17 protein-coding genes are annotated in these 24,649 nt (G+C 59.9%); 8 read left to right on the forward strand and 9 right to left on the reverse strand.

What is annotated here, in order from left to right; genetic code table 11:
- The first annotated feature begins 22 nt into the window (after window positions 1-22).
- Entirely contained in the window at window positions 23-355 is a 333-nt protein-coding gene (locus tag AC56PL_RS00165; protein WP_497152681.1) for a maleylpyruvate isomerase N-terminal domain-containing protein, read from the forward strand.
- 32 nt (window positions 356-387) lie between these two features.
- Window positions 388-612, forward strand: coding sequence for a hypothetical protein (locus tag AC56PL_RS00170; protein WP_497152682.1), 225 nt, complete (start codon window positions 388-390; stop codon window positions 610-612).
- On the opposite strand, the gene AC56PL_RS00175 is transcribed toward AC56PL_RS00170, so the two are convergent.
- Window positions 606-1,670, reverse strand: a complete 1,065-nt coding sequence (locus AC56PL_RS00175; protein ID WP_497152683.1) for an MsnO8 family LLM class oxidoreductase — start codon at window positions 1,668-1,670, stop codon at window positions 606-608. The genes AC56PL_RS00170 and AC56PL_RS00175 overlap by 7 nt on opposite strands.
- A gap of 352 nt (window positions 1,671-2,022) precedes the next feature.
- On the opposite strand from AC56PL_RS00175, the gene AC56PL_RS00180 reads away from it, so the two are divergent.
- Genes AC56PL_RS00180 through AC56PL_RS00190 form a run of 3 tightly spaced genes read left to right on the forward strand, consistent with a single transcriptional unit; the run spans window position 2,023 to window position 6,774 of the window.
- Entirely contained in the window at window positions 2,023-2,736 is a 714-nt protein-coding gene (locus tag AC56PL_RS00180) for a hypothetical protein (protein WP_497152684.1), read from the forward strand.
- 37 nt (window positions 2,737-2,773) lie between these two features.
- Window positions 2,774-4,906, forward strand: coding sequence for an ATP-dependent nuclease (locus tag AC56PL_RS00185; protein ID WP_497152685.1), 2,133 nt, complete (start codon window positions 2,774-2,776; stop codon window positions 4,904-4,906).
- Window positions 4,903-6,774, forward strand: a complete 1,872-nt coding sequence (locus AC56PL_RS00190; protein ID WP_497152686.1) for a UvrD-helicase domain-containing protein — start codon at window positions 4,903-4,905, stop codon at window positions 6,772-6,774. The genes AC56PL_RS00185 and AC56PL_RS00190 overlap by 4 nt, the downstream gene beginning before the upstream one ends.
- A gap of 156 nt (window positions 6,775-6,930) precedes the next feature.
- Here the strand turns inward: AC56PL_RS00190 and AC56PL_RS00195 are convergent, their stop codons facing one another.
- The 7 genes from AC56PL_RS00195 to AC56PL_RS00225 form a co-directional block, all read right to left on the reverse strand.
- Window positions 6,931-7,308: a hypothetical protein gene (locus tag AC56PL_RS00195; protein WP_497152687.1), complete on the reverse strand. Its 378-nt coding sequence runs from the start codon at window positions 7,306-7,308 to the stop codon at window positions 6,931-6,933.
- Between the two features lie 1,542 nt (window positions 7,309-8,850).
- A complete protein-coding gene (locus tag AC56PL_RS00200; RefSeq protein WP_497152688.1) occupies window positions 8,851-9,969 on the reverse strand; it encodes a DUF4238 domain-containing protein in 1,119 nt (372 codons plus the stop codon).
- A 152-nt stretch (window positions 9,970-10,121) separates the two neighbouring features.
- A complete protein-coding gene (locus AC56PL_RS00205; protein ID WP_497152689.1) occupies window positions 10,122-10,898 on the reverse strand; it encodes a DUF6615 family protein in 777 nt (258 codons plus the stop codon).
- Between the two features lie 279 nt (window positions 10,899-11,177).
- Entirely contained in the window at window positions 11,178-14,573 is a 3,396-nt protein-coding gene (locus AC56PL_RS00210; RefSeq protein ID WP_497152690.1) for a DEAD/DEAH box helicase family protein, read from the reverse strand.
- Between the two features lie 27 nt (window positions 14,574-14,600).
- Window positions 14,601-16,064, reverse strand: coding sequence for a class I SAM-dependent DNA methyltransferase (locus tag AC56PL_RS00215; RefSeq protein ID WP_497152691.1), 1,464 nt, complete (start codon window positions 16,062-16,064; stop codon window positions 14,601-14,603).
- Between the two features lie 14 nt (window positions 16,065-16,078).
- Window positions 16,079-17,224, reverse strand: a complete 1,146-nt coding sequence (locus AC56PL_RS00220) for a restriction endonuclease subunit S domain-containing protein (protein WP_497152692.1) — start codon at window positions 17,222-17,224, stop codon at window positions 16,079-16,081.
- Window positions 17,221-18,675 carry a type I restriction-modification system subunit M gene (locus AC56PL_RS00225; protein WP_497153537.1) on the reverse strand — a complete coding sequence of 485 codons (1,455 nt, stop codon included), beginning with the start codon at window positions 18,673-18,675 and terminating at the stop codon, window positions 17,221-17,223. Before AC56PL_RS00225 ends, AC56PL_RS00220 begins: the two co-directional genes overlap by 4 nt.
- Window positions 18,676-19,199: 524 nt before the next feature.
- Here AC56PL_RS00225 and clpB point away from each other — a divergent pair.
- From clpB to AC56PL_RS00240, 3 genes are all read left to right on the forward strand, one after another.
- A complete protein-coding gene (gene clpB / locus AC56PL_RS00230; RefSeq protein ID WP_497152693.1) occupies window positions 19,200-21,752 on the forward strand; it encodes an ATP-dependent chaperone ClpB in 2,553 nt (850 codons plus the stop codon).
- A 250-nt stretch (window positions 21,753-22,002) separates the two neighbouring features.
- Window positions 22,003-23,085, forward strand: coding sequence for a DUF222 domain-containing protein (locus tag AC56PL_RS00235; protein ID WP_497152694.1), 1,083 nt, complete (start codon window positions 22,003-22,005; stop codon window positions 23,083-23,085).
- A gap of 9 nt (window positions 23,086-23,094) precedes the next feature.
- A complete protein-coding gene (locus AC56PL_RS00240; RefSeq protein ID WP_497152695.1) occupies window positions 23,095-23,682 on the forward strand; it encodes an HNH endonuclease signature motif containing protein in 588 nt (195 codons plus the stop codon).
- A 46-nt stretch (window positions 23,683-23,728) separates the two neighbouring features.
- Here AC56PL_RS00240 and AC56PL_RS00245 read toward each other — a convergent pair whose 3' ends face one another.
- A complete protein-coding gene (locus tag AC56PL_RS00245) occupies window positions 23,729-24,544 on the reverse strand; it encodes a MerR family transcriptional regulator (RefSeq protein WP_495514442.1) in 816 nt (271 codons plus the stop codon).
- Window positions 24,545-24,649: the final 105 nt, after the last annotated feature.

The following is a 24,649-nucleotide window of genomic DNA, read 5'->3' on the forward strand; positions in this document are numbered from 1 at the left end:
AGTCGACGGGAAGGCGGCGTTGATGATCGACTTCAGGGCGGCAGCGGAGGCATTGGCGGATCTCATTGCGCAGGTGGGGACGGATGATCTCGAGCGGCCGACACCGTGCGACGACTACACCGTGGCCGACCTGTTGATGCACATCGACGAGGGCGCCATCGGATTCACAGCGGTGGCCGATGGCGCAATGTCGAGCCCCGCCGTCGGCGCCGTCGAGGACCACGCATCCCGACTGCAGGTCGGCGACCACGTACGTGACCTGGGAAGCGCTTGGTTGCAGGCGCGGGCCTGGGTCGGGGACTCGGACGTGGGTGGTCTCGAACTATCGAACGAGACCTGGGGAAGATTGCCCTGACCGAGGTCATCGTCCACGGCTGGGATCTGGCAGTGGCCACCGGCCGCGGGTTTGCCGCACCCGAACAACTGGTGCGCGCCTGCCATGGCCACGTGGCGGTTTTTGTCCCGAATGCCCCGATACCAGAACTGTGGGGCGAGCAGGTCGACGGCAGCGAGACTATGTCGTTGCTAGACCGGACGGTGGCCATCACCGGTCGTGATCCGCGGGCCTGGCTCGGTCACGACGGTGTCGACAGGCGCGGGGGATTTCAATGAGCAGCCTGCCCAACAGGGTTGGTGAAACCGTGCCGCGGCGACAGGCCGAACGCCTGCGCGATGTGGTCGTGGGACTGTCGACGGGCGATGGGTTCGGCGATGAGATCTTGGAGCATCAGTTCATCGGCGCCGCTCTCCTCGGCCATCTGCTCGAGGGTCGCGCGCACGTCGTCAGGACCGCCCGCCACGAACCGGGGCCAGCGTCCGTCGACGATGGTCGTGGGCTCACTCTTCTCCGCATCGGTCATCTCCCGGACCGCCTCGTCAGCGGACGGAATGCTCACCGATCCCGCAGAGCGCCCGGCTCGGCTCAGGCGTGCGTAGAACCCCTTCGCGGAGTTCGCGAGGTGTTCGCCGTCGGCCCTGGTTTCGCCGACGGTGACGTTGACGGCCAGGATTGCGCGAGGACTGTCGAGTCCGAAGCCCTGGGCCCGAAAGTTCTTGCGGTAGTGGCGTAGCGCCGGTGCCGCATCGGTCGGACGGATGAAGCCTGCGAACGTGTAGCCGATGCCGAGACCTGCCGCCAGATTCGAACCGTTCGGACTCGACCCGAGAAGCCAGGTCTGCGGGACCTCGGGTACCGACGGCATGAGTTGGTGTCCGGCGAACGGGTGGTTGTCGGGGAAGGCGTCATACAGCCACGACAGGGTCTCGAGTATCTGCTGCTGGTGGTCGACGTGAGCCTGGTGCTCCCTGTTCTGCTGCAGTGCCATATCGATGACAGGACCTGTGGTCGCGCGGCCCATGCCCAGGTCGATGCGGCCGGGGGCCATTGTTTCCAGTTGTTTGAACATCTCCGCAACCTTGAACGGGCTGTAATGGTTCATCAGCACAGCGCCGGAACCGAGTCGGATGTGGGAAGTCTGCATTGCCGCGGCCGCGATCAGCAGTTCCGGGTGATGGGAGGCGCCCGATCGGCTCAGGTGATGTTCGGCGAACCAGATGCGGTGAAAGCCTGTACTTTCGGCGTGGCGAGCGACCCTCAGGGAATCGGCCAGCGCCTCCTTCTCCGTGGTTCCGGGGGCAACGGTTCCCAGATCGACGATGGATAATTTCAAGGCCAGCTCCTTTGTGTCGGGGCGCGCAGGGTTGGGAAATACGCAACGTCCGAATTCTGAAAACCGAGAGTAATGATACTGCCGCCGAACGGATCTCAATGGGAAGCGCATCTAGCGTTACACGCATCTACGCCGCGATCACTATTACGAGTGCGGCGCGACTGAATGAATTGTCACCCCTGCGGTTGAGGCTGACTAGGCGCCCGCCGGCTCGTCGGCCGGATACCGACGTGTGACCGCTGTAGACAGGTCGGTGCCGAACCCGAACAGTCGCTCACACTCCCCGACCCATCGGACAATCCGTGGCAACGAACTTACCGATAGAGTCTCGCCAGGCGTAGAGGACGTGGCGATGTTGAGATTTGCAGTAGATCGTAGGAACACAGCGCCTGGGCAGGGGCGACCTTACGCGTTGCTCCGTCGCGACGGCTGGGATGACTACCATTTCAAGAAGATGTTCAGGGTGGACATCTGCCTCGAAGGCGGCAGCCAGCTATCCCTGGGCAACGTCAAGATTTTCGTTCATGGGCAGGCTGAAGGACCTACTCACATGACCGCCAGCTTCACGGTGCTAGATAACAAGTATTGCTCGCTAGGGCAGTCCGCTGAGTACTACGAAAAACTGATGGGATTGCCCACGAAGCTTCGCGACGACTATCTAGCTGCTATGCGGGACCCTGCCGCAGGCTCTTCGATTCGCGACGCGTTCCATAGTGAACCGGGCTGGGAAACTTCACTACTCCGATTCGGTGAGGCAGCCAACGCGCTCGTCGTTGGCACCCACGTCATTTCAGGAAGCACCAAGCAGACCGGTGTCGCGCCTTTCAACTTCGAGTGGGATCGCCACGGTGGTGTAACACCAATTGAGTTCGATTTCGACGACGCCGGCCCGCGTGAGCGATCCTCTGGTCCTCAGATTCGCGGTCCAGACGGCGTGGGAGTCGATGGGTGGGCGTGTCAAAGCAACTCTCGTCTGGCAGGCATATTGTTGATTTGCAAGGGCTTGGGGAACACGCGTTTGGAATCATTGTGGAACTTAGAGAACTGGGGGATGAGTGCATATTAAGTCTTTTCGTGCGCAGAACTTTAGGCGGCTGAAGAGCGTGCGTATTGATCTGGAAGACGACCGAACGATCTTCGTTGGCGCGAACAATAGCGGTAAGACGTCCGCCACTCATCTCTTCCAGATGTTCCTTGGCCAGCAGCCGAGGGCACCGTTCCAGATCTATGACTTCACAGCTGACTGTTGGCAGGCGTTCAACACATTCGATCCAGACTCCGGTGACTCCGTCCTAGATCTCCCAGAGATTACGTTCGACCTCTGGTTCGACGTGGACGACAATAACCTGCACCGGGCATTGGATCTACTGCCCAGCCTGGATTGGGCAGGAGAGCCCCTGGGTGTTCGAATGTTGTATGGACCTAGGAATGGCGAGAAGCTCGTCGCAAACTATAAGGAGGCCCGCGCGAAGGCGGAGGCCGCGCAGGGCGTGAAGGAGTCCTCCTTCAAGCCCTGGCCCCAGACGATGTTTGAGTACCTGAGCAAGCGTCTGCAGCAGGAATACGAGATCAAGTATTTCGTGCTCGACGCCCATCAGTGTGACAAGGAGTTCATGCCGAACGAGGGCTACGAACCGTTCTTCCTTGGCACGCATACGAGCGGTGCGTCGAAGGTGATCGATTCGATTGTCAGGGTTGACTTCCTCAATGCTCAGCGGCATCTGTCCGACTACGACTCGCACGGGAGAAGCGAAGACCTCTCGAAGCGGTTGAGCCGATTCTACGAGCGCAACCTGCAAAAGCTCGACAGCGATCTGGATGCGCTCGGCGTCATCGCTGACTCCGAGGAGCGATTGAACACGCACTTCGCGGAGGTCTTCGGGCCGACTCTCAACCGGCTCGGCGAGGTGGGATATCCCGGCGTCGCCAGCCCTGGTTTAGTCGTCAAGGCGTCGTTCAACGCGCATAGCATCCTCAGCACGAGCGCGAAAGTGCACTATGCGTTGCCTTCTCAGGTGGGGGGACCAGCGATTAAACAGACACTGCCCGACCAATACAACGGCTTGGGGTTCAAGAACCTCATATACATGGTGGTTGAGATGCTGGACTTTCATCAGGCGTGGGCCGATTCGGAGGAGGACCGTCCGCCGATTCATTTGGTCATGATTGAGGAACCTGAGGCGCATTTGCACGCCCAACTGCAGCAGGTGTTCATCCGGAAGATCCTTGAGATCTTGCCGAAATCGGAGCCGGAGTTCCAGACCCAGCTACTCGTCACGACCCACTCCCCGCACATCATCTACGAAAGCAGTTTTAAACCGATTCGCTACTTTTGCCGGTCGGCTTCGAACGGTCTGCAGTTAAGCGACGTCAAGAACCTCTCGACGTTCTACCTCGAAGAGGAAGACGCGACCCGGGAGTTCTTGCAGCAGTACATCAAGCTCACCCACTGCGATCTGTTCTTCGCGGATGCTGCGGTGCTGGTCGAAGGCAACGTCGAGCGTTTGCTGCTGCCACTGGTCATCGAGCAATCCGTGCCGGGCCTGCGTTCGTGCCACCTGACGATTCTCGAAGTGGGGGGTTCCTTCGCGCATCGCTTCGAGAAGCTGGTGGACTTCCTCGGCCTACCGACGCTTGTGATTACTGATCTCGACAGTGTGTCGGCTGGATCGGGAAATGAATCTGATGACGATGAGCCGCTGCGTGCGTCGTCGTGCACCGTCGATACTCCTGGGGCGCTGACGTCGAATGAGACCTTGAAGCAATGGCTGCCGAAGATCGACGGCATCGAAGACCTGCTATGCGCTGACGTCGATGCGAAAGCCCCAGAGGCCGCCGATGGATCTGCAGGTTTTGTTCGAGTCGCCTACCAAACGAAGGAAGAAGTGACGTGGCAAGGCGCTGCCGATGCCCGCGCAGGACGAACTTTGGAAGAAGCATTCGCGCTGCAGAATCTCGAGTGGACACAAGCCGACGAGGGCAAGCATTTGGGTCTAAAGATTGCGAAGGCTGCCGATCTGTCTGTCAAAGATCTGCACGACAAGCTCTACACACGCATCAAAGGTTCGCATTTTGACAAGACAGGTTTCGCGCTCGGTGTTATCGCAGAGACCGACCGAACTTGGAAGTCTCCCGAATACATCGTGGAAGGACTCGAGTGGTTGCGCGAGAGGCTCGAACTCGTTATCCCTGAAGAAGTCCACACCGACAGTTCCCCAGCACCGGAGTCACAATGACATCAAGAGTCGATGCCCCGGATACGGACGCAGACCGTCAACTTCGCGAGATCCTGGATCAGGACCACCTGATCGGTTTCGCAGTGGTCGCAGGTGCGGGGTCGGGCAAGACCACGTCACTTGTGAAGGCGTTGGCGCATGTCACGAGGACACGCGGGCCGTCCCTGCTAGCGAAGACGCAACGGGTGGCATGCATTACGTACACCGAGATCGCGGCGCGAGAGATACACGGAGAGATTGGCAATGACCCGCTCGCGTCGGTGTCGACGATCCACAGCTTCATGTGGTCGCTCGTGAGGCCGTTCCAAAAAGACATAGGAGCTTGGGTGTCCGCGCGTGTCGACGAGCGGATTGAGCTCCTTCTCATCAAGCAAAAGGGCTACAAACCAGGCACGCGCGCGACCACGAAGGAGAAGGACGCGGCCGATCTTGAGAAGCGGCGACACCAAAAGTTGGCTGTGAAGACCGTGACTCGCTGGAACTATGGCATCGGTGGAGACTACGCGCGCGGCGTCCTTGGCCACGCCGACATACTTAAGATGGTTCCGCAGATGCTCCTAGAGCGCCCCTTGTTAGCGAGGCTCATGGCGAGGCAATTCCCGTTCGTCTTCGTTGACGAAAGCCAGGACACGTTCCCTCAAGTTGTCGAATGTCTGAAGCATGTCTGGTCACTTGCAGAAGGAAAGATGTGTCTCGGGTTCTTCGGCGATCCGATGCAGCAGATCTATCAGCAGGGTGTCGTTTCCGTTCCGCCGGAGCCCGGCTGGGGCAACATCGACAAACCCGAGAACTTTCGTTCCTCTCGACGTGTCCTCTCGTGTGTCAATGCGATTCGCTCCGAGGGTGACTCTCTGAAACAAATCAGTGGCCTCGGCGAGAGGCAGTCGGAGGGCGAGGCATTCTGTTTTGTCCTGCCATCGGACGACCGGCGCAGCGAGAATCTGGAATTGGTTCGTTCATGGCTGGATAGACACAGTGACGCTGGCAACTGGACGCGTAGTGCGCGCGAGGGCGGTTCGAAAGCCCTAATGATCGTGCATCGCATGGCTGCTCGACGGCTCGGATTCGAAACCCTCTATTCCGCGTTTAATGATAACGGCGCCAATGGCCTTAGCCAGTCCTTCGAAGAGGGAACTGCATGGCCACTCACTCCCTTTCGAGACTTGATTCTTCCGCTCTGCCTTGCGGAAGAAGCCAGTTCGCCGACTGTTCTGGCCGTGCTCAAGGAGCGCAGCCCATTGCTGCGGGCCGGACGTGTGTCTCGGCAACTTAGGGAGGCGTTAGCGGCGAGCCGCACCGCAGTCGACGAATTGCGGGAACTCGTTCGCGGTGACTCGGAAGTGACCCTCGGTCAACTCCTGCGACACGCATCCGAGCGGCAGCTCTTGGAACTGGATCCGCGCTTGGCGACATATCTCGATCCGGACGGCGAACACCAAGACGTGGTTCTGGACGAGAAGACGTTGGCAGTGATCAGCGCCATGATGAGCTGTCGCTTCTCCGAGCTTGAGGGCTACTACACCTACGTGAAGCAAGAGTCTCCTTACTCCACCCAGCACGGAACGAAGGGCTCGGAATATGAGCGAGTGATCGTTGTACTCGATGACGCCGAAGGAGCGTATTCGCTCTATTCTTACGAAAAGTACTTTGGCCTAAAGGAACTTTCCGACAAGGACATTGAGAATCAGGCACAGAGCAAAGACTCCGTGATCGAGCGCACTCGTCGCTTGTTCTACGTGTGTGTTTCTCGCGCAAGGGAATCACTTGCGATCGTGATGTTCGTTCCCGACGTATCACGTGCCTTAGCCGCAGTCGGAGGATCCGCCATTGGAGGTCTCGTGGATGTTCTGACGGTTGATGACTTGTGAGCGTCAAGTTGCGACTTCTGCTTCAACTAGTGAACCTGCGTTCTGCCTTGTAATCTACGATGATCGATAAAGGTCTGGGTCCGCGTGCTGCGCAGTTTTTTTGTCGGAACCCGGAGCATCGCCGTTGGTGGTGTGCGTCGTCCTGGACGTATCACTTCACTTATCGTCGCTGGTGCTGAGGCGTTCAAATACTTGTGTGGCGATCGCCAGTATCGACGCGTCGTCGATCTTGGCAGTCTTGTCGAGGTTAGGTGCACCAAACACCCGGCGCGCAACTTCAGTCATCACCTCGGCTGCTTGATCGTCGTTCAGCTGCCGCACGAATACTCCGACTGATTTGAGTTGCACGGCAGTAGCTTCTGCCCACCACCAGCGGCTGCGGTGGTGTGCAGACAGTTTTCCTGCGTAGGCAGCCAGTGCTGCAAAGGGCAATGTAAGCGCGAGATGTAAAAGTTGATCGGTCCAGGTGTCTCCTGCCTGCCACCAGAGTGCCAATGCGGCAACGGCGACAGTTCCGAGCAGACCAATCGTCACGACTCCTGACCAGAAGCGAGCAGTGTTTCGCTCGGGAGGCTGCCAGTTCGTTGAAGTAGTGCGAGAGCGTTGCTGTACCAGCGATGCCAGCTGCTTCCCGAGCTCGCTCTGCTGAACGAATCGCGCTGTCCGCTGCGGCACCCGCGATTACAGTGGACAGCGCGTCATCCAGGCGTTTGTCGTACGCTCTTGCGAGCTCAGAAAGTTCAGCTTGCCATTGCTTTGCGGCCGCATCCATGTTGGTCGTGGCCTCGTACATGACAGCGAAACGGGGTGAACCAGCGCGGGAGCCAAGGTTGTCTCGCTCGGCGGTGGCACCGTTGGAAGCCACACGAGCAAGCCAGACCAACAAGAATGACGTCACATGCTCCGGCCAGTTGCTTCCTCGTGCAAAATAGTCGCCGAGCATCTGCTGTAGGTATTCAGCAAGTTCTTCGACATCGGGGATCGCGACGAACTCAACGAGGTAACGATCTGTGGGAGTTGATTCTTGACCAGGGTCGGCTCGCTATGCCGGCAGAATGGGAATTGGCGATTGGAAGAACAGTCGATGAATCTCCTGGCACACCCACTGTAAGAACTCAAGGAAGTTCGCGCCGAGTTGTGCTGCGCGTTTCGAATTCCTGTGGAAGTCGGGTGTTTAACTTGATCAACGAGATCTGCAAAGCCTTCGAGAATCGCGTCCGCAGAACGCCAAACGTTGAGTGTGTGATCAACATCCGGCCCCGAGAGTGAAACTCCCGACTTTCACGGGGGTTCTGTCGGCAACGGCTCAATCATTGGTACACAATATTCGCACATAGACGCCATGTGGAGAAGGACAGCGACGGCAATGAGGTGCACGACGTCTGAGGAACCGCGCTAGGTGGACGCGGACCCGGTGCGTCGGGACCCGTATACGCCACGGGTCAACACTTGGTAAGCGTCAGTCGTAGGGCGACGAGGTCGTTCAGCGATGTTAGACCCATCTGGTCCGGCCACGCAGAGGGTGGATAGCCCCGGCGCAGCGGATTGGTCCCGCATGTCGGTGGTCAATGGTCAATGGTCGATTTCACCGGTGGGAGCCGCATCGGCGAAGGGTGGTCAAGCTGTGCACGAGAACGTGGTCTGATCTGCCCTCACTACGTTGCTCAGGCCGCTGTAGTTGAAGCACTTCTGGCGCAGCGCGCCTGGTGGTCGGAGCATGCAACATCTGTGCGACCGTCGTCCATATCGTTTCGGGGTTAGGCGTTCTTCCCATGGAGTTTGTGTGGACGTGGGCCTACACGATGGCGTGAGTCCTCGGGTTGGTGTAGGTTCTCATCGTGCGCGTCAGACGTGACCTGGGTTTTCTCATGAACTTGTCACCTGTGGATTCTCACTAAGTTGTCAGAATCCTCAAACTTGAACGCCTCAGATGCCTTAGCAGAGAGAATCGCGATCAGCGGTCCGAACTAGCCTCTAGCGCCGAGGGGTTCGGGTATCGCTGCCGAACTGAAACATCGTTGGACCTCGCGTAACGAGAGCGTTCCGCCGCGGCGCCTGCATTTTGAGGACAACCGGTCAGGGGGGATTGCACTCGCCGATAGGCTGGGCATCATTCGAGTAGCGATTCGGACGTAATCGTCGCGGTGTTGCATTGAGTGCGTGGTCGAGGGCTGAGCGTGGGCCACAGATATGCAGGATCGGTCTACGTTCAGGCATTGGACCAGCTCGAAAACTTGAGTCGTCGGTACGCCCGATGATTACATCGAGTGCGGCGGAGGCTATTTCAGTATTGAGGTCGTGAGCTAGCCCGATGGCGGACTGTCCCGCTACCTGACTGAAGTTAATTGCGAGGTTTCGTTGAGACTGTGTGGGGCCGTAGACCAGAACGATGTCTGGAGCCAGGGGCATAGCGATCGCGGGCGCGTCGATCACCCCTTGCCGCCTTTCGGTCCGGACGTGCCGAACGACGGAGTAGTCGGTGCCGGCGCGGTGGGCCGCCCTCACCTTTCGCCTCAACTGAGTGTTACTGAGTTTGCAATCAGGATGGTGGTGATCGTTGCTCTCCTCACGTTCTACGACCACCGGTTCGTCGGAGAACCACAACAACGGCCCGTCGAGACGGACGATGGATATCGGGCGCGCGTGAAGCGCCAGCGAGATGCTCAGCGCACGCTCGCTCATGCCCGAGATGTGTTCGTTCTGATGAGGTGAGATCTCAATCAACGCTAGTTCGTCTTCTGCGACTTCTCCTTCGACCGAGGTTTTCGCGAAGTAGTCAGCGAGCAGTTCGATTTCGCGCCGACTTCGCGGTCCGCGTACGAACTGAAAGGCGACGAAAATGTCCAGAGCGTCACGCTTGTCAGACGCGATGCGTCTCCCGGGCCGGAAGAATCCACTCAGCAGTGTTGCTATGACATCCGATGCATCCTCCTCGATCTGCGAGAGTAGTTCCTCGAAGGTTGAATTCGAGTGCCCGTCGAGGTCGATGAACGTGTAGAAGTCGCGGACCGCAACATCGGAAACAGCTCGCCGTGAGTACCGCTCGTCGTCACGGCTGAAGGCCTGCACCTGTCCTCTGTCGTTGGCCCAACGTTTAAGAAGAAACTGGGGAACGATGTGGTGCTTCGCACCAACTTTGCCGGTTGCATCGACGGCAGCCAACCACTTTTCAGGATCGCTGCTCCAGTTAGACACGGTTGGAAGATAGCGGGTGGTACCGACACTATGGCAGCACTTCGCCAGCGACGATCCATAAGCTTCAGGGATTTCTAGCGCAAGCGATCTTCGCTGGTGCGGAGACGTGACAGGTCTGATTCGATGCAGCAGTCCCGGTCTCGTTTCGTAGGCTAGTCGAAGGGCAGCACGAGCGAGAAGGCCGGGATGTTTAGGTCCTCGACTTCGTCGGCGCTGGAGTCACGTTCATCGGCGTCCGAATTGCTCGCATCGTCGGGGGTTTCAGGAATGGCGGGTTGTAGTTCGAGAATGTCTGCCGCCCAGTCGGGGGGTGTGGACAACGCCGCACCCGCCAACGGGCTGGTAGGGCAAAATAGGCACTCCCACGGGTACGCGCCCTGAGCTACATCAGTGGGTCTTGGGTCATTCAGTGTCGACAGCATCGTACTGTCGTGGACAATGCTCACTGCCATCGGCGTCCTATGGTCGGGGAGTCCAAACGGGTGCATTATCGATCCCGGCCATTTCCCCCCGTGACACTGCTTTGGCTGAACGCAGCAACTCTTGAACAGGTCGCTGTAAATGCCAGTTGCTGTCGGGAACGGCGGAGTCATCGTATTGTAAAGGAGCATTGCCGGTGTGCGGGCGCCGTGCTTCCTGGCCCAAATTTGCATATTGTAATTCTGGTTAGTTTTCCAGCCGATATATCGTCCAGAGTGCGGATCGAATTTCTTGGCTTGAAATACAAGATCCCGCCAACTTCCTGGACTCACTTCGATTGCCATCTCGAGGTCGATGCCGCTCGGCCGTCGACCAGTACGAGCGTTCCCACCTTCCAAAGGGCGGCTGTGCAGGGCGATTGCGCGATGCCCTCCTGCAATCGCTTGGTAGGCGAGTCGCCGAACCAGATTGAAGGTTGTGACTTCCTCGGGTGGTACCCCCGTAGTCATAGTTCCGGCAACATTGCGCGTGAAGACATGAGCCAATGCGTCTCGGGTGTCAAATCGGCTCAGTGCTGAGGCCCACCAGAATGTTTGATAAATGGTAATTCCTGTTCTAGGTCTGCGTAGTTTCTGACTGGCCTAGCTTGCTGTTCCGGACTTCGGTGGGGAGCCGTAAAACGGGGACCAAATCGCCGAATCGCCAACCTGTGCCTAAACGATATATTCTGCGGCGCAGGGGCGACCTTCAATCTGAATTGATCTGGACTGCTGAGTGGCGGCCCCACTTCACGCAACCTCCTCGGGAACCGCAGTCCGCTTGATGTGGTGCAGAGTGTCGACGATGACTTCGACCTGGTCATCGTGGAAGACCACGTCGGGTCCCGTCGGGGCGTAGTCGGTGTAGGGCGACTCAAAGAGGCGACCGGGCTCCACGACGCCGTTCTTGGTGAGTTCGTCGACGATCAAATTTACGAAGCGGATCTGCTCGACGGCGAATTTCCCTTCGTCGAGGAAATCAGCGAAGGCATCGACGGCGGCCGCGCGGTCGAGGCCGACCAGTCCGCGTACAAAGATTCCCAAGCCGCCGGCCCGCTCGGACACCCATGCGATGTCGACCTTCTGGCCGGCTCCAGAAGTAACCAGCATGTCTTCGAGCGAGTCGAGGTCGGTCGCGGTGAGCTGCCTATTTCGGCGGAGGCGCTCAAGGGTGACATTGTCGAGGTGCTGCCGGAGGTATGCCTCAGCCTTGGAACGGAAACGTGCGATGTTGACGCCGGTCGAGACACCGGGGATGGGAACCTCGTCGGGTGAGGAGAGCGTGTCCTCGAAGTCGGTGTAGACGGGCGCGAGCTGGTTCTTGTCGAGGAACTGGACGAGGGCGCGAACTCGCAGCCGAAGGAGTTCCAGCATTTCTAGGGTGATGTCGACCCACCACTCGTCGCTCGCTGCGCTTTCGAGCAGCACCTTTTGTTTCGCAACGTCGGGGATTGTGAGCTTGGCCAGAAGCCCACTCGCGATCTGCTGGATCCTCTCGCGCATCTTCTCAGCAACCGCGACGTCGCCGTCGAGCTGGGCCAGCATACGTCGAAGAACGACCAGGTCGAAGTACTTTGCGTCTTGGTTGTCGGCGGGTGTTCCGGCTGAGGGGAGCCCGGCGACAGCTCGGGCGGCTTCGGCAACCTCATCGATCGACGGCTGGTCCCAGACGTCCCACTCCGCCAGCATCTCGATCGACTTGCGATATGGGCGAACCTGGAAGTTGGCCGACGTCATGCCAGCGACCACCGAATGCAGAATGCGAGCGGTGGCTGTGCGCAGTCCGTCGTCTGACTCGTCCGACACCGGCACTTTTCCGAGTTCGTCGGTGTGGTCGAGGACTTCGATGAGGTCGAGGCGGGACTCGAAGATCCTGTGCGACAGCGACTTCTGTGTGTAGCCTTCGACCGCTGGCAGGTTCTGGCTGAAGTACTCGAAGTTGCCGCAGAAGTCGAAGACAAAGAAGTCCTGCTTGTCCTGCCCCGGGCCCAAAAGGTCCGGGCACAGGCGCGTGCCTCGGCCAATCATCTGCCAGAACTTCGTCTTCGAGTGGACTGTCTTGAAGAAGACGAGGTTGAGCACCTCGGGGACGTCGATGCCAGTGTCGAGCATGTCGACGCTGATCGCGATGTGGGGGTTCTTGTCTTTCGAGGCGAAGTCGTCGATGAGTGATTGGGCATAGGTCTGCTGGTAGGTAATCGTCCGGGCGAAGTGCCCAGCGTACTGCGGGTAGGCCTTGTTGAAACGCTCCTCGATGAAGTCAGCATGCTTCTGGCTCTTGGCGAAGATGATCGTCTTGCCGAGCCGATCGCCGCCCGCCACCTTGTAGCCATGGGTCATCAGAGTCTCGAGAACTTTGTCGACGGTGTCCTCGTTGAACAGGAACTGATTGATTGCTGCTGCGTTGATCTCGCTGGGCGGGCCGTCGTCACCCCAGTCGATGATGTCCCACTCGTCTTTCTCTTCATCGGAGAGATCGGCGTACTTGATGCCACGTTCAAGGAAGTTGGTGCCGACCTTCACGGCTCGCGGCGGTGCGAGGTAACCGTCGAACACGGCTTCATCGAGGCTGTAGGAGTCGGTGGGAACACCGTCTTCGAGGTTGAAGAGACGGTAGGTATTGTGGTCGACCTCATCCTTGGGGGTGGCCGTCAGGCCGACTAGAAGCGAGTCGAAGTACTCGAAGATGGCGCCGTACTTGGCGTAGACCGAGCGGTGAGCCTCATCGATCACGATCAGGTCGAAATGGCCAGGGCCGAAACGTCGGCCAGCGGCCTCGACCTCGTCGATCAAGCCCATCATCGTCGGGTACGTCGAGATGTAGACCCGGCCGTCGGTGCGCTTTTCGGTGATGAGGTTGACGGTGGTCACCTGCGATAGGTGGGTTTTGAATGCGTTGACCGCCTGGTTTGCGAGCGCAATCCGATCGGCGAGGAAGAGGACGCGCTTGACCCAACCCGCCTTCATCAGCTGGTCGACCAGAGCGATCACCGTGCGAGTCTTGCCAGATCCCGTCGCCATGACCAGCAACGCGTCAGTTTGCTGAGCATCGAAAGCAGCGCCGACGGCCTTGATTGCGCGCGTCTGATAAGGGCGCTCAACAATAGCGTTATTGACTGGTTGACCAGCCAAGGCTTGGCGGCTTGTTCTGCGCTGGATCATCAGCTCCAGTTCGTCCCGCGTGTAGAAACCTGCGACAGCCCGGGGCGGGTAGCCGCCCACGTCATCCCATAGCCAGTGCTCGTACCCATTGGTGTAGAAGATCACCGGTCTGCGCCCGAACGCGGCTTCCAAGCAATCGGCATACAGGTTGGCTTGCTGCTGGCCGACTTTCGGATCCTTCTTCGTGCGCTTCGCTTCCACTACTGCCAATGGCAGCCCGTCAGCACCCCAAAGTACGTAGTCGACGAAGCCTGTGCCCCTTGTGTTGGGCATACCGCTGACCTCGTACTCGCGGTCCTTGGCCTGGTCGAGCTTCCAGCCAGACTCAGCGAGCAGCAAGTCGATGAAGAGATCCCGCGTTCGGGCTTCGTTGTAGTCGCGGTCATCCGTCTTGGCTGACGCCTGGGCGGCCTTGATCTGTTCGCGCAGGGCCGCGATCTCGGTTTCGTGGGATTTGAGAAGCTCGTCCTTCTCCGCCAGCTGCGTGGCGTGGGCCTGGTCCTGGGCGTTGAACTTCTCGGCAAGTTTAACGACCTCCTCGCGCGAGAGAGGAGCCCGCTGCGCCGCGAGCTTCGGATCGAACTGTGCTGAAGTCGGAACAACCCCGGGGGCAGCAGAGTGGTGAAACGCCGTCCAGGTGACGACGTGGTGCAGCTCGCGCAGGACTTGCAAGGCTGTCTGTTTCTGCACGGGGGTCTGCTCGTGGACGGCATTATTGCCGACCTTGCGGATGAGCGTGAGTTTCGTGGCGATGCCTTGGCCCACCACATTTCTGAATGCCGGCGCAGCAACCCTCGCTGCGAGATCGGCATGGTATGGCTCCGGCAAACCGGCGACGTCGTAGATGTAGGCGACGAGTAACTCAGCCACGCGACGGGCATAGACGCACGCTGCGCGCGGGTCGGAAGCGAGGTATGCCTCTGACCGCGCGCAGTCGTCGAATAGCGACGGCAGCGCTTGCTTGGCGAAGGCGAAATTGCTCACGTGGTAGATCTTGCCGTATCGCGTGACCTACGTGGCCGAAGGCCACGATCCCAACAAATCTTCCAACGCGGCGATGCCCGTATCGATCTCCGCGTTGAGGGCCTTGATGCAGGCAAGGATCTCACTGGGCGGACGCGTAGGCATGGCGTCGCTTGGGATCTCTTGATAGCGGCTAAATGTCAGCACATAGTCGTTGGCAGCAATCTCCTCGCAGGACACGGAGAAGCTCTGATCAGTTCGTGCGCGGGATGACTCCGGGCTGTCAGCGTCTGTCAGCGTCGTCCACCGAGCGAGGACGTCAGGGAGGTCGTTCTCCGCGACTGGCGCGCGCTTCTTGTCGAGTGATCGGCCGTCGGCCCGGATTTCGTAGAACCAGACACGATCGGTGCCGCCGACACCGGTCTTGGTGAAGACAAGGATCGCAGTCTGAGTTGACGAAAACGGTTCGTAGGCGGCGGGCGGTACTTTGATTACGGCATCGAGCTTGTGGTCCTCGACGAGGGTCTTGCGCAGGGCTACTTGTGCCTTCTGAGAACCAAACAGCACGCCCTCGGGGACAATGACCGCTGCTCTGCCGCCAGTCTGTAGAAGGCTGAGAGCCCGACCGACGAACAACGGTGCTTTCGTTGTCGACTTCACATCGCGGTACAGATCCTTGTCGAGGGCCGACTTCTCGACTGACCCGTTGAACGGCGGGTTCGTCAGTACCAGTGAGTAGCTGCCGACATCGTCTGGCATGGGTGCGATCGAGTCGTGGCGGCGGACGTCGGGGTGATCGACTCCATGGAGGAGCAAATTCATGGTGGACATGCGTGCGAACGCCGGGTCATTGTCGAACCCGTGGAATAGCCCGTTGTGGAAGTGTTTCCGGCGTACCTCATCAAGAAGGAGCTCGGGATACTTCTCCCGCAGGTAGTTCGCGGCTGTGATGAGGAAGCCGCCCGTGCCGCTCGCTGGATCGGCGATGATGTCAGCCGGCTGTGGATCGACCATTTTGACCATCAAGTCGACCAAGTGTCGCGGTGTCGGGAAGCCACCGGCGCTGTTCTTCGTCGTGATCTTTGAGATTAGGTATTCGTAGACGGACCCGTTGGTCTGCGAGTCTGAGTACGGGATTCGGTCGACTGTGTCGACCAGTCGACCTAAAGCGGCGGGTGAAGGGACCGTGAATATCACGTCGGAGAAAGTCCCGCCGCGTTCGCGCACGAACTGAACAACTTCGGTCTCAAACAAAGTGAACATCGTGCTGGATGCGGTGTTCTTAAGCTTCGACCAGCGTAGATGGTCTGTCTCGGCGTCGAAGATCGGATTCTTGATCGGCTTGCCGGTGAGATTCGCCTTCTTTTCCGCAGCGACGTGGATCACGTCGAGCCGTCGAACCGCCAGCAGCAGGGTCGCTTGAGCGACGATGTCGTAGCCGTCCTCGATCCCGAACTCCTCGAAGGCAGACCAGATGTCATCGATGATTGGCTTGAAGTCACTGTCCGACATCTGGGTGCGCCCGCTTAAAGGTCACCGCGGAAAGCGCGGGATTGGAGGGAAGCGAAAAGAGTGTCCTCGGTGACCATCGCGTCCTGCATGAGCGAACGCACGTCGTTGATGCGGTCGACCCGTACGGCGAACTCACGCTGCTCGTCGAACGGCGGGACAAGTATCGGCAGGCGTTTGATCTGGTTCTGGAAAAGGTTGGCTTGGGCCGACGAGTTTGCTTGAGCGATCATGATGGCTTTGAGCGTCGGAGTGGCGAGCGCTTTCTCCAGGTAAGTCGGGTCGACAGAAGGGCCGGGTCGGACCAAGGCTGCACTCCGGACCATCGCGAAGCGGTGTCCAGCACGCACCTGGGCTACCCGTCCGATTGTGCCCGAGCATGAGATCAAAACGTCGCCGAGACGCGGCTCGATCCGACGGCTCAGGGCGGCGTACTCGGGCTCATCCACGAAGTCAGTGTTCGAGAAGTCGATCCATCCATCACGTACATTACGCGCAGACAAGAGCGCGACGCCCGTCTGTGACCGTCGCGGTGTTTTGTGCTCACCGTCGGTGACGCGCTCGGCAACCTCGGCAATTGTTACCTTAGCGAGCTGGCGCTCGTTGGTTCGAACGTTGCCGAACATATCGTTGAAGATCGCCTGGGCGAGGGAGTCGAGATGGGTGAGAGCTTGGCGGCGCCTGGTGCGGAGAGCGTCGGCATGGTCGAGCATCGCGGCGATGCGGAGCTGCTCGGGGAGAGTCGGGAGAGGGGCTTCGATAAGTTTCACCTGGGCCGGACGAGCTCGGACGAGCGATCCGCCGACGCCAGCTACGGTGTTCATGAACTGTCCATGGAATCGGTCGCTCAACAAGAAGTGGCGAAGATAGTCAACGTCGAAGCCCTTGCCACGGAAGACTATCCATTCGCCAGAGGCGATCTGACGCCTTCCTTTATACGGTCCTACTACACGTGCACGGCGGATGTGGGGAATGATTTTCGAGATCATCACATCGCCAGGCTGAACAATCTGCTTCGATGATCCGATTTCCGATCCGCGCATGACCTCGGGTCCACCCCGGTCGTGGGCCGGGATGCTGTATAGCTCAAACTCTTCGTCAGGGAAAACGCTGGGGTTCAGCGATCCGCCTCGCGTCACCATGATCTCGCCAAGTTTCGTCACGAGAGCATTGCCTTCAGGTCGACGAGGCCCTTGGCGATCTCGTCTTCGAGCTGCTCGATGTCGGCGATAATCTCCAAGGGGGCTCGGTACTCGATATCGTCATGGACGATCTCCTTGTACCGGTTGAGCGAGAGGTCGTAGCCCTGGGCGACGATGTCGGCCTTGGGCACGAGGAAGGACTGCTCGGTGCGGGCCCGCTCTTTCTCGGCCTCGAGGTTCTGCCACCGCACCAGAGCGTCGGGAAGATCGTTGACATCGAGTGGGTTTCGTTTGTCATCGAGGGAGAAACCGTCGGCCTTGACGTCGTAGAACCAGACGTTGTCGGTGCCGCCGGAGTTGGTCTTGGTGAAAAACAAGATTGCTGTCGAAACACCGGCATACGGCCGAAAAACGCCGCTTGGGAGTTTCACGACCGCGTCGAGCTTCTGATTTTCAACGAGAGTCTGCCGTAATGTCGTGTGCGCCTTGGATGATCCGAACAGTACCCCGTCGGGGACGATCACCGCTGCGCGCCCGCCGGGCTTGAGCAGTTTGAGGAAGAGGGCGAGAAACAGTAGCTCTGTCTTCTTCGTCTTCACGACTCGCTGCAAGTCCTTGCTCGTTGCTTCGTAGTCGAGCGATCCCGCGAACGGTGGGTTAGCGAGGATGAGGGTGTACTTTTCGGCGTCTTCACTCGCCCCCTCAGATAGCGAGTCGCGGTAGCGAATATCTGGGGATTCGATGCCATGCAGAAGCATGTTCATGCTTCCGATGCGGAGCATGGTGGAGTCGAAGTCGTAACCATGAAACATTGATCGGTGAAAGTGCGACCGCTCGGTTGCGTTAAGCATCGCGTCGGAGTAGGTCTCACGGAAGTACTCGCTGGCCGCGACGAGGAACCCTGCCGTCCCGCAGGCGGGGTCGCAGATCTCATCCGACGGCTGTGGGGCGGTCATCTTCACCATCAGGTCGATGATGTGGCGTGGTGTGCGGAATTGGCCGTTGACGCCTGCGGCAGCGATTTTGGATAGCAAGTACTCGTAAAGGTCCCCGTTGGTGTCGCGGCCAGCCATCTCAATGTCGTCCAGCATGTCGACGACCTTGCTCAGCAAAGCCGGGGTCGGGACGGTGAAGCGGGCGTCCTTCATGTGCTCGCTATAGGTCGTGCCGTCGCCGATGTTGCGGACGAACGGGAAGACCTCATCGGCGATGGTTTTGTACATCAGCTCAGGGGAGGTGTTCTTGAACTGGCTCCACCGAAGGTGCTCCTGGCCGGGTAGAAACGCCGGGCTCTCGATGGTTGCTCCAGTGACGCGCGACTTCTTCTCTGCGAGGGTCTGGATGTCGTCGAGACGGCGAATGAACAGCAGGTAGGTGATCTGCTCGATGACCTCGAGGGGGTTGCTGATGCCACCGGACCAGAAGGCGTCCCAGATTCGATCGATCTTGCTCTTCATCTCGCCAGTAATCACAGTGGACACTCTAGTGGCCGACGGGACGCGTGCTGTGGACATGGGTGACCTCCTGCCGCTCGGGACTTCCGTGCAGCCGTTCAGGATGCACGAAGGGTCCGACACTTCGCGGAACTGTCGCTCGTACCCTGGCGCCGTGATAAGTGCATGCGCGAAATTGGAGACCGACTCGGCAGACGAATGGACCGTTCGAGGACGGCGATCTGTCGCCATCTCGGCCTGTATGCAGCTTCCACCGCGAACCCGGTGGAATTTGCTATGTCTCTGGCAGGGCTGCATTCTCCGGCATAGTTTCCCAGCCGTAGCTCGCTGGCGCCGGCGCCGAGTACGTCGGCGATATCGAACAGGCGCATGTTGCGACCGCGATCCAGCTGGTGTAGCAAGCACAAACTAGTCGACTCGACGAGGTCTGCATTGATTTAGAATTGAGTGGAACAGACTCAACTCTCTGTGCGTTGCAGGTCATGAACGGGCGCAATGGCGGTCGTAATGTACTTGTATTGACGTTAGAAGGAAGGTGACTCGTGGACAGCTTCAACCCCACCACCAAGACACAGGCCGCGTTGTCGGCCGCGATCCAGGATGCAGCCGCATCCGGAAACCCCGATGTCCGGCCTGCTCACGTGCTTGTGGGCCTTCTCGATCAGTCCGACGGGATCGCCGCGCCGCTGCTCAAGGCGGTAGGCGTTGATCCTGCTCAGATTCGCACCGCGGCACAACAGCTCGTCGACCGGATGCCCAAGGCCTCCGGCGCCAGCTCGACGCCGCAGCTCAGCCGCGAGAGCATCGCGGCCATTTCGGCAGCTCAACAGCTCGCCGGCGAACTCGACGACGAGTACGTCTCGACCGAACACCTGGTTGTCGGCCTGGCCAAGGGTGACTCTGACGTCGCCAAACTTCTGTCCGGCGCCGGCGCGACCGCCCAGGCTCTCCAGGATGCGTTTGTCGCAGTCCGCGGCAGCGCTCGCGTGACCTCCGCCGACCCGGAGAACACCTATCAGGCCCTGGAGAAGTACTCCACCGACCTGACCGCCGCCGCGCGTGAAGGCAAGCTCGATCCGGTTATCGGCCGCGACACCGAGATCCGCCGCGTGGTCCAGGTGCTCAGCCGCCGGACCAAGAACAACCCGGTCCTCATCGGTGAACCCGGTGTGGGTAAGACCGCGATCGTCGAGGGGCTAGCCCAGCGCATCATCGCCGGCGACGTCCCGGAGAGTCTGCGGGGTAAAACCGTTGTGTCCCTGGACATGGGCTCGATGGTCGCCGGTGCCAAGTATCGCGGCGAGTTCGAAGAGCGCCTGAAGGCTGTTCTGGAAGAGATCAAAGGCTCTGCCGGACAGGTCATCACGTTCATCGACGAGCTGCACACCATCGTGGGTGCCGGTGCCACCGGCGATTCCGCGATGGACGCGGGCAACATGATCAAGCCGATGCTCGCCCGCGGTGAACTGCGCCTGGTGGGTGCCACCACACTCAGCGAATACCGTCAGTACATCGAAAAGGACGCGGCCCTCGAACGCCGATTCCAGCAGGTCTACGTCGGCGAACCGTCGGTCGAAGATGCCATCGGCATCCTGCGTGGACTCAAGGAGCGGTACGAGGTGCACCACGGCGTCCGGATCACGGACTCCGCACTGGTGGCCGCCGCGACACTGAGCGATCGCTACATCACGTCGCGGTTCCTGCCCGACAAGGCCATCGACCTGGTCGACGAGGCGGCATCGCGGCTCCGTATGGAAATCGATTCGCGCCCAGTCGAAATCGATGAGGTCGAACGCATTGTTCGCCGCCTCGAAGTCGAAGAGGTCGCGCTGCAGAAGGAAACCGACGCCGCGTCGAAGATTCGTCTCGACAAGCTCCGTCAGGAGCTCGCCGACCAGCGTGAGAAGCTCAACGAGCTCTCCGCCCGCTGGCAGGGTGAGAAGAACGCCATCGACTCGGTGCGTGACCTCAAAGAACGCCTCGAAACACTTCGCGGTGAATCGGAGCGGGCCGAACGCGATGGCGATCTCGGCCGGGCAGCCGAACTGCGATACGGCACCATCCCGACTCTGGAGAAGGAACTTGCTGCCGCCATGGAGAAGTCGGGTGCAGACCCGACCGGCGACGTGATGTTGCAGGAAGAGGTCGGACCCGACGATGTGGCAGAGGTGGTCGCAGCCTGGACCGGTATTCCGGCCGGACGCATGCTCGAGGGTGAAACCGCGAAACTGCTTCGGATGGAAGACGAACTGGGCTCCCGGGTCATCGGCCAGAAACTGGCCGTCGAGGCTGTGTCCGACGCGGTTCGTCGCGCTCGGGCCGGTGTCGCCGACCCGAACCGGCCACTGGGATCGTTCCTGTTCCTCGGGCCGACCGGTGTCGGTAAAACCGAGTTGGCCAAGGCTCTTGCCGAGTTCTTGTTCGACGACGAACATGCCATGGTTCGCATAGACATGAGCGAGTACGGCGAAAAGCACAGCGTGGCACGGCTCGTCGGTGCGCCTCCGGGCTATGTCGGCTACGAGGCCGGTGGTCAGCTGACCGAGGCCGTTCGGCGTCGCCCCTACACGGTGGTGCTGTTCGACGAGGTCGAGAAGGCTCATCCGGACGTGTTCGACATCCTGCTGCAGGTGCTCGACGAAGGCCGGTTGACCGACGGTCAAGGCCGCACGGTCGACTTCCGCAACACCATCTTGATCCTGACGTCCAACCTGGGAGCAGGCGGCGACAAGGACCAGGTGATGGCTGCGGTCCGGTCGGCATTCAAGCCTGAGTTCATCAACCGACTCGACGACGTCGTGGTGTTCGACGCGCTGACGGCTGAACAGTTGGTGTCGATCGTCGACATCCAGCTCGGACAGCTGGGCAAGCGTCTGGCACAACGCCGACTCCAACTGGAGGTCTCCGAGGACGCCAAGAAGTGGCTTGCCACACGCGGATTCGATCCGCTCTACGGTGCTCGTCCACTGCGCCGGTTGGTGCAGCAGGCCATCGGCGATCAGCTTGCCAGGGCTTTGCTGGCCGGCAAGATCACCGACGGCGACGTGGTCCCGGTGACCACCAGCGACGACGGCGAGACATTGGTCGTCGGCTGACCCGGCTGAGTAATTGAACAAGAACCCCTGCGCCACATCGGTGCAGGGGTTCTTGCTTTTACGAGCACGAGGAATGGCACCGCGAGAATCATATCGAACATACGTTTGAACAGCGGGCGATTTTGGGTTACACTGGTGCTCAAGCGCTTCCGAAATACGTGGATTCCGATTCCAAGAAATCACTACGTCTGTTCGTATTCGTTTCACAGGGGCTGGGGGGTCCGGGGTGTCAGATCAGTTCGCTATCGACATGCCCACGAATGCTGCGTTGCTCGAGCTTGATGCTGCTGTTGAGCGCATCGCCACAATGGATTTGACGCCGTTGTCTGATGAGGACTGTGTGCGGGTGCTCCAGCGCATCGAAACCTCGACGCGACGGCTGCAGGCCGCTGGTTTGCCGGTATTGCGCGAAGTGACTGTGCGACGCGCATTTTCGAAAGCAGGTTTCGGCTCACCGGTAGCGATGCTCAAACAACTGTTGCGGCTGCGGCCCGGGGCGGCCCGTAAACGGTTGGAGGCAATGGACGCTCTGACAGCATCGGTGACACCCAGTGGCGAGGTCATCGAGCCGCGGTATCCGGAGACGGCGGCGGCGTTACGGGACGGTGCGATCGATCTCGATCATGCTGCGATCGTCATGGACGTGATGGCCAAGATCCCCGCGAAGGTCGATGCGGAAAAGCGGGAGAATACCGAGGCCGCGATGGCGCAGTTGTGCCAGCGGTACACCCCGACAGAAGTGGAGCGGATCGGTGAGCGGATTGTCGAGTATCTCGATCCCGACGGCACGTTGACCGACGACGCGGACCGCGCCCGCCATCGCGGTCTGAGTCTGGGTAAGCAGTCCACAAACTTGATGTCGAAGATCACGGGCCATCTGGACCCGGTGACGCGCGCATTGCTCGACGTGATGTTGACGGTCTGGGCCGCGAAAGGGATGAACAATCCTGGTGACCCGCTGTCCCCGTCGGGTGCGGTAGATGACCCGGCACTGGACAAAGACATCCTGCAGGCCGCTGCTGACAACGACATTCGTAGTCAGGCGCAGCGCAATCACGATGCGCTGAAGGCCGCGTTGTTGTATTTGATCGAGTCCGGGCAACTGGGCAAATCGCACCGTGGTCTGCCGGTGCAGGTGATCATCTCGATGACCAAAGATCAGCTCGACGAATCGGTGCGACCCTCATCTGGTGCAGAAGTGGTCATTGACAGCGACGACTACAACGATGACATTGTCGAGGTCGAGGTCGAGGTCGAGGTCGAGGTCGAGGTCGAGGTCGAGGTCGAGGTCGAGATGGTGCCATGTGGCAGCCGGAATCCGGTGCGGCCGTAGGGATCAGGTGTGGCGTATACGGCGACCGGAACGATTCTCCCCATCGGTGATGCAGTGGAACTCGCTGTGCGCAGCGACAAATCGTTGGCGATCTTCGAAAATCACTCGAACGAGATCCTGTACTTCGGGCGGGCACGCCGGTTGGCGAGCGAGTCTCAGCGGTTGGCGATGTTTGCGGCTCATCGCGGTTGCTCGACTCCGGGATGTTCGAATCCGGCGATGTGGGCCGAAGCCCATCACATTCGGGAATGGGTGCTCGGCGGGTTCACGGATATCGTCAACGAGGCTCCGGCGTGTCCACAGCATCACAAGCTGATCGGCCCGGGGATCAATCAATGGCAGACGGTGATGCTCACCGAAGGGCCGGATGCGGGTCGGTGTGCGTGGATTCCGCCGGTATTCATCGATCCGGAACGCAGACCACTGGTCAATCGCGCCCATCACCCTGACGAGGCCCTCGCCGAGGCGCGGGAGTTGATGCGATCCCGCCGTCACGAGCAACTCGAACAACGAAAACGCGAATGTGGAGTGTCGCCGCCGTCCCGGCCGCATGAGTCAGACGAAGAAACCGAACCCGGGCCCGACCAACCGGAATGAGGCTGGTCGGGCCCGAAACCCAAGGGGTGCGTTCGGAATGTGCGAATCAGCGGACGAAGTCGACCTGGACTTCGGTGACCCAATCGGATTCCTTGTCTGCCATTTCCAGATAGGTTTCCCGGCCTTGCCCGGTGAGGGTGAACCCCTGATCGGTGACCCAGCGGTTGAGGGTCTGGTACGCAGAGTCGATCGAGTCCATCGTTCCGTGGTGGATCAGCGAGGCGACCTCGCCACCCGGGATCTCGAAGGTGTCGAGGCCTGGTACCGATCCGGACAGTACGGGGAAGGTGGCATGGATCCACACCGCGTCCTCGGATTCCTCGGGGGCGGGCGAGTAGTACGCCAGGCTGGGGCCCACGGGAGTCTCGCGCGCGGCATGAAGTGCTTCGATGATGCGCGGGTACAGCTGGCGAATGGTCGGTCCGATGTCTTCGTTGGTGGTGCTGGCGGCCAACGCGCGCAACCCCACATTCTTTGTCGGTGCAACGGTTTTGGTGGTGATGATGGATGCAGACATGCCTTCTTCTCCTTCGATGAGTCGGAGTCTGGCTTCCACCCGGGCGAGGCGATGCTGGTCGTGGCGGATCTGCGACTCGAGTTCCACCTGGCGCAGCCGGAACATCGCGCGCAGGTCTGAACCGGTGAGCTCGTCGTCGACGATCTGGCGCACCTCGTCGAGACGCAGGCCCAGATCCTTCAGCGCGACAATGCGGTTGAGCCGTTCGAGCTGGTTCACCTCGTAGAACCGGTAACCGCTGTGCGGGTCGGTGCGCGACGGTGTGAGCAGCCCGATCGAGTCGTAGTGCCGCAACATTCGGACCGATACCCGGCCGAGCTTGGCAAAATCTCCGATGGTGTTCATGGCGGTCTCCACGTTGCAGCCTGACACTGTGTGAGGGTCAAGGACTGAACTTACCGGGTGCGCACAGCTGAGAAGAGAGAAAACCGGGCCGCGCCCGAAGGCTGC

Source organism: Williamsia sp. Y721 (genome assembly GCF_059683565.1).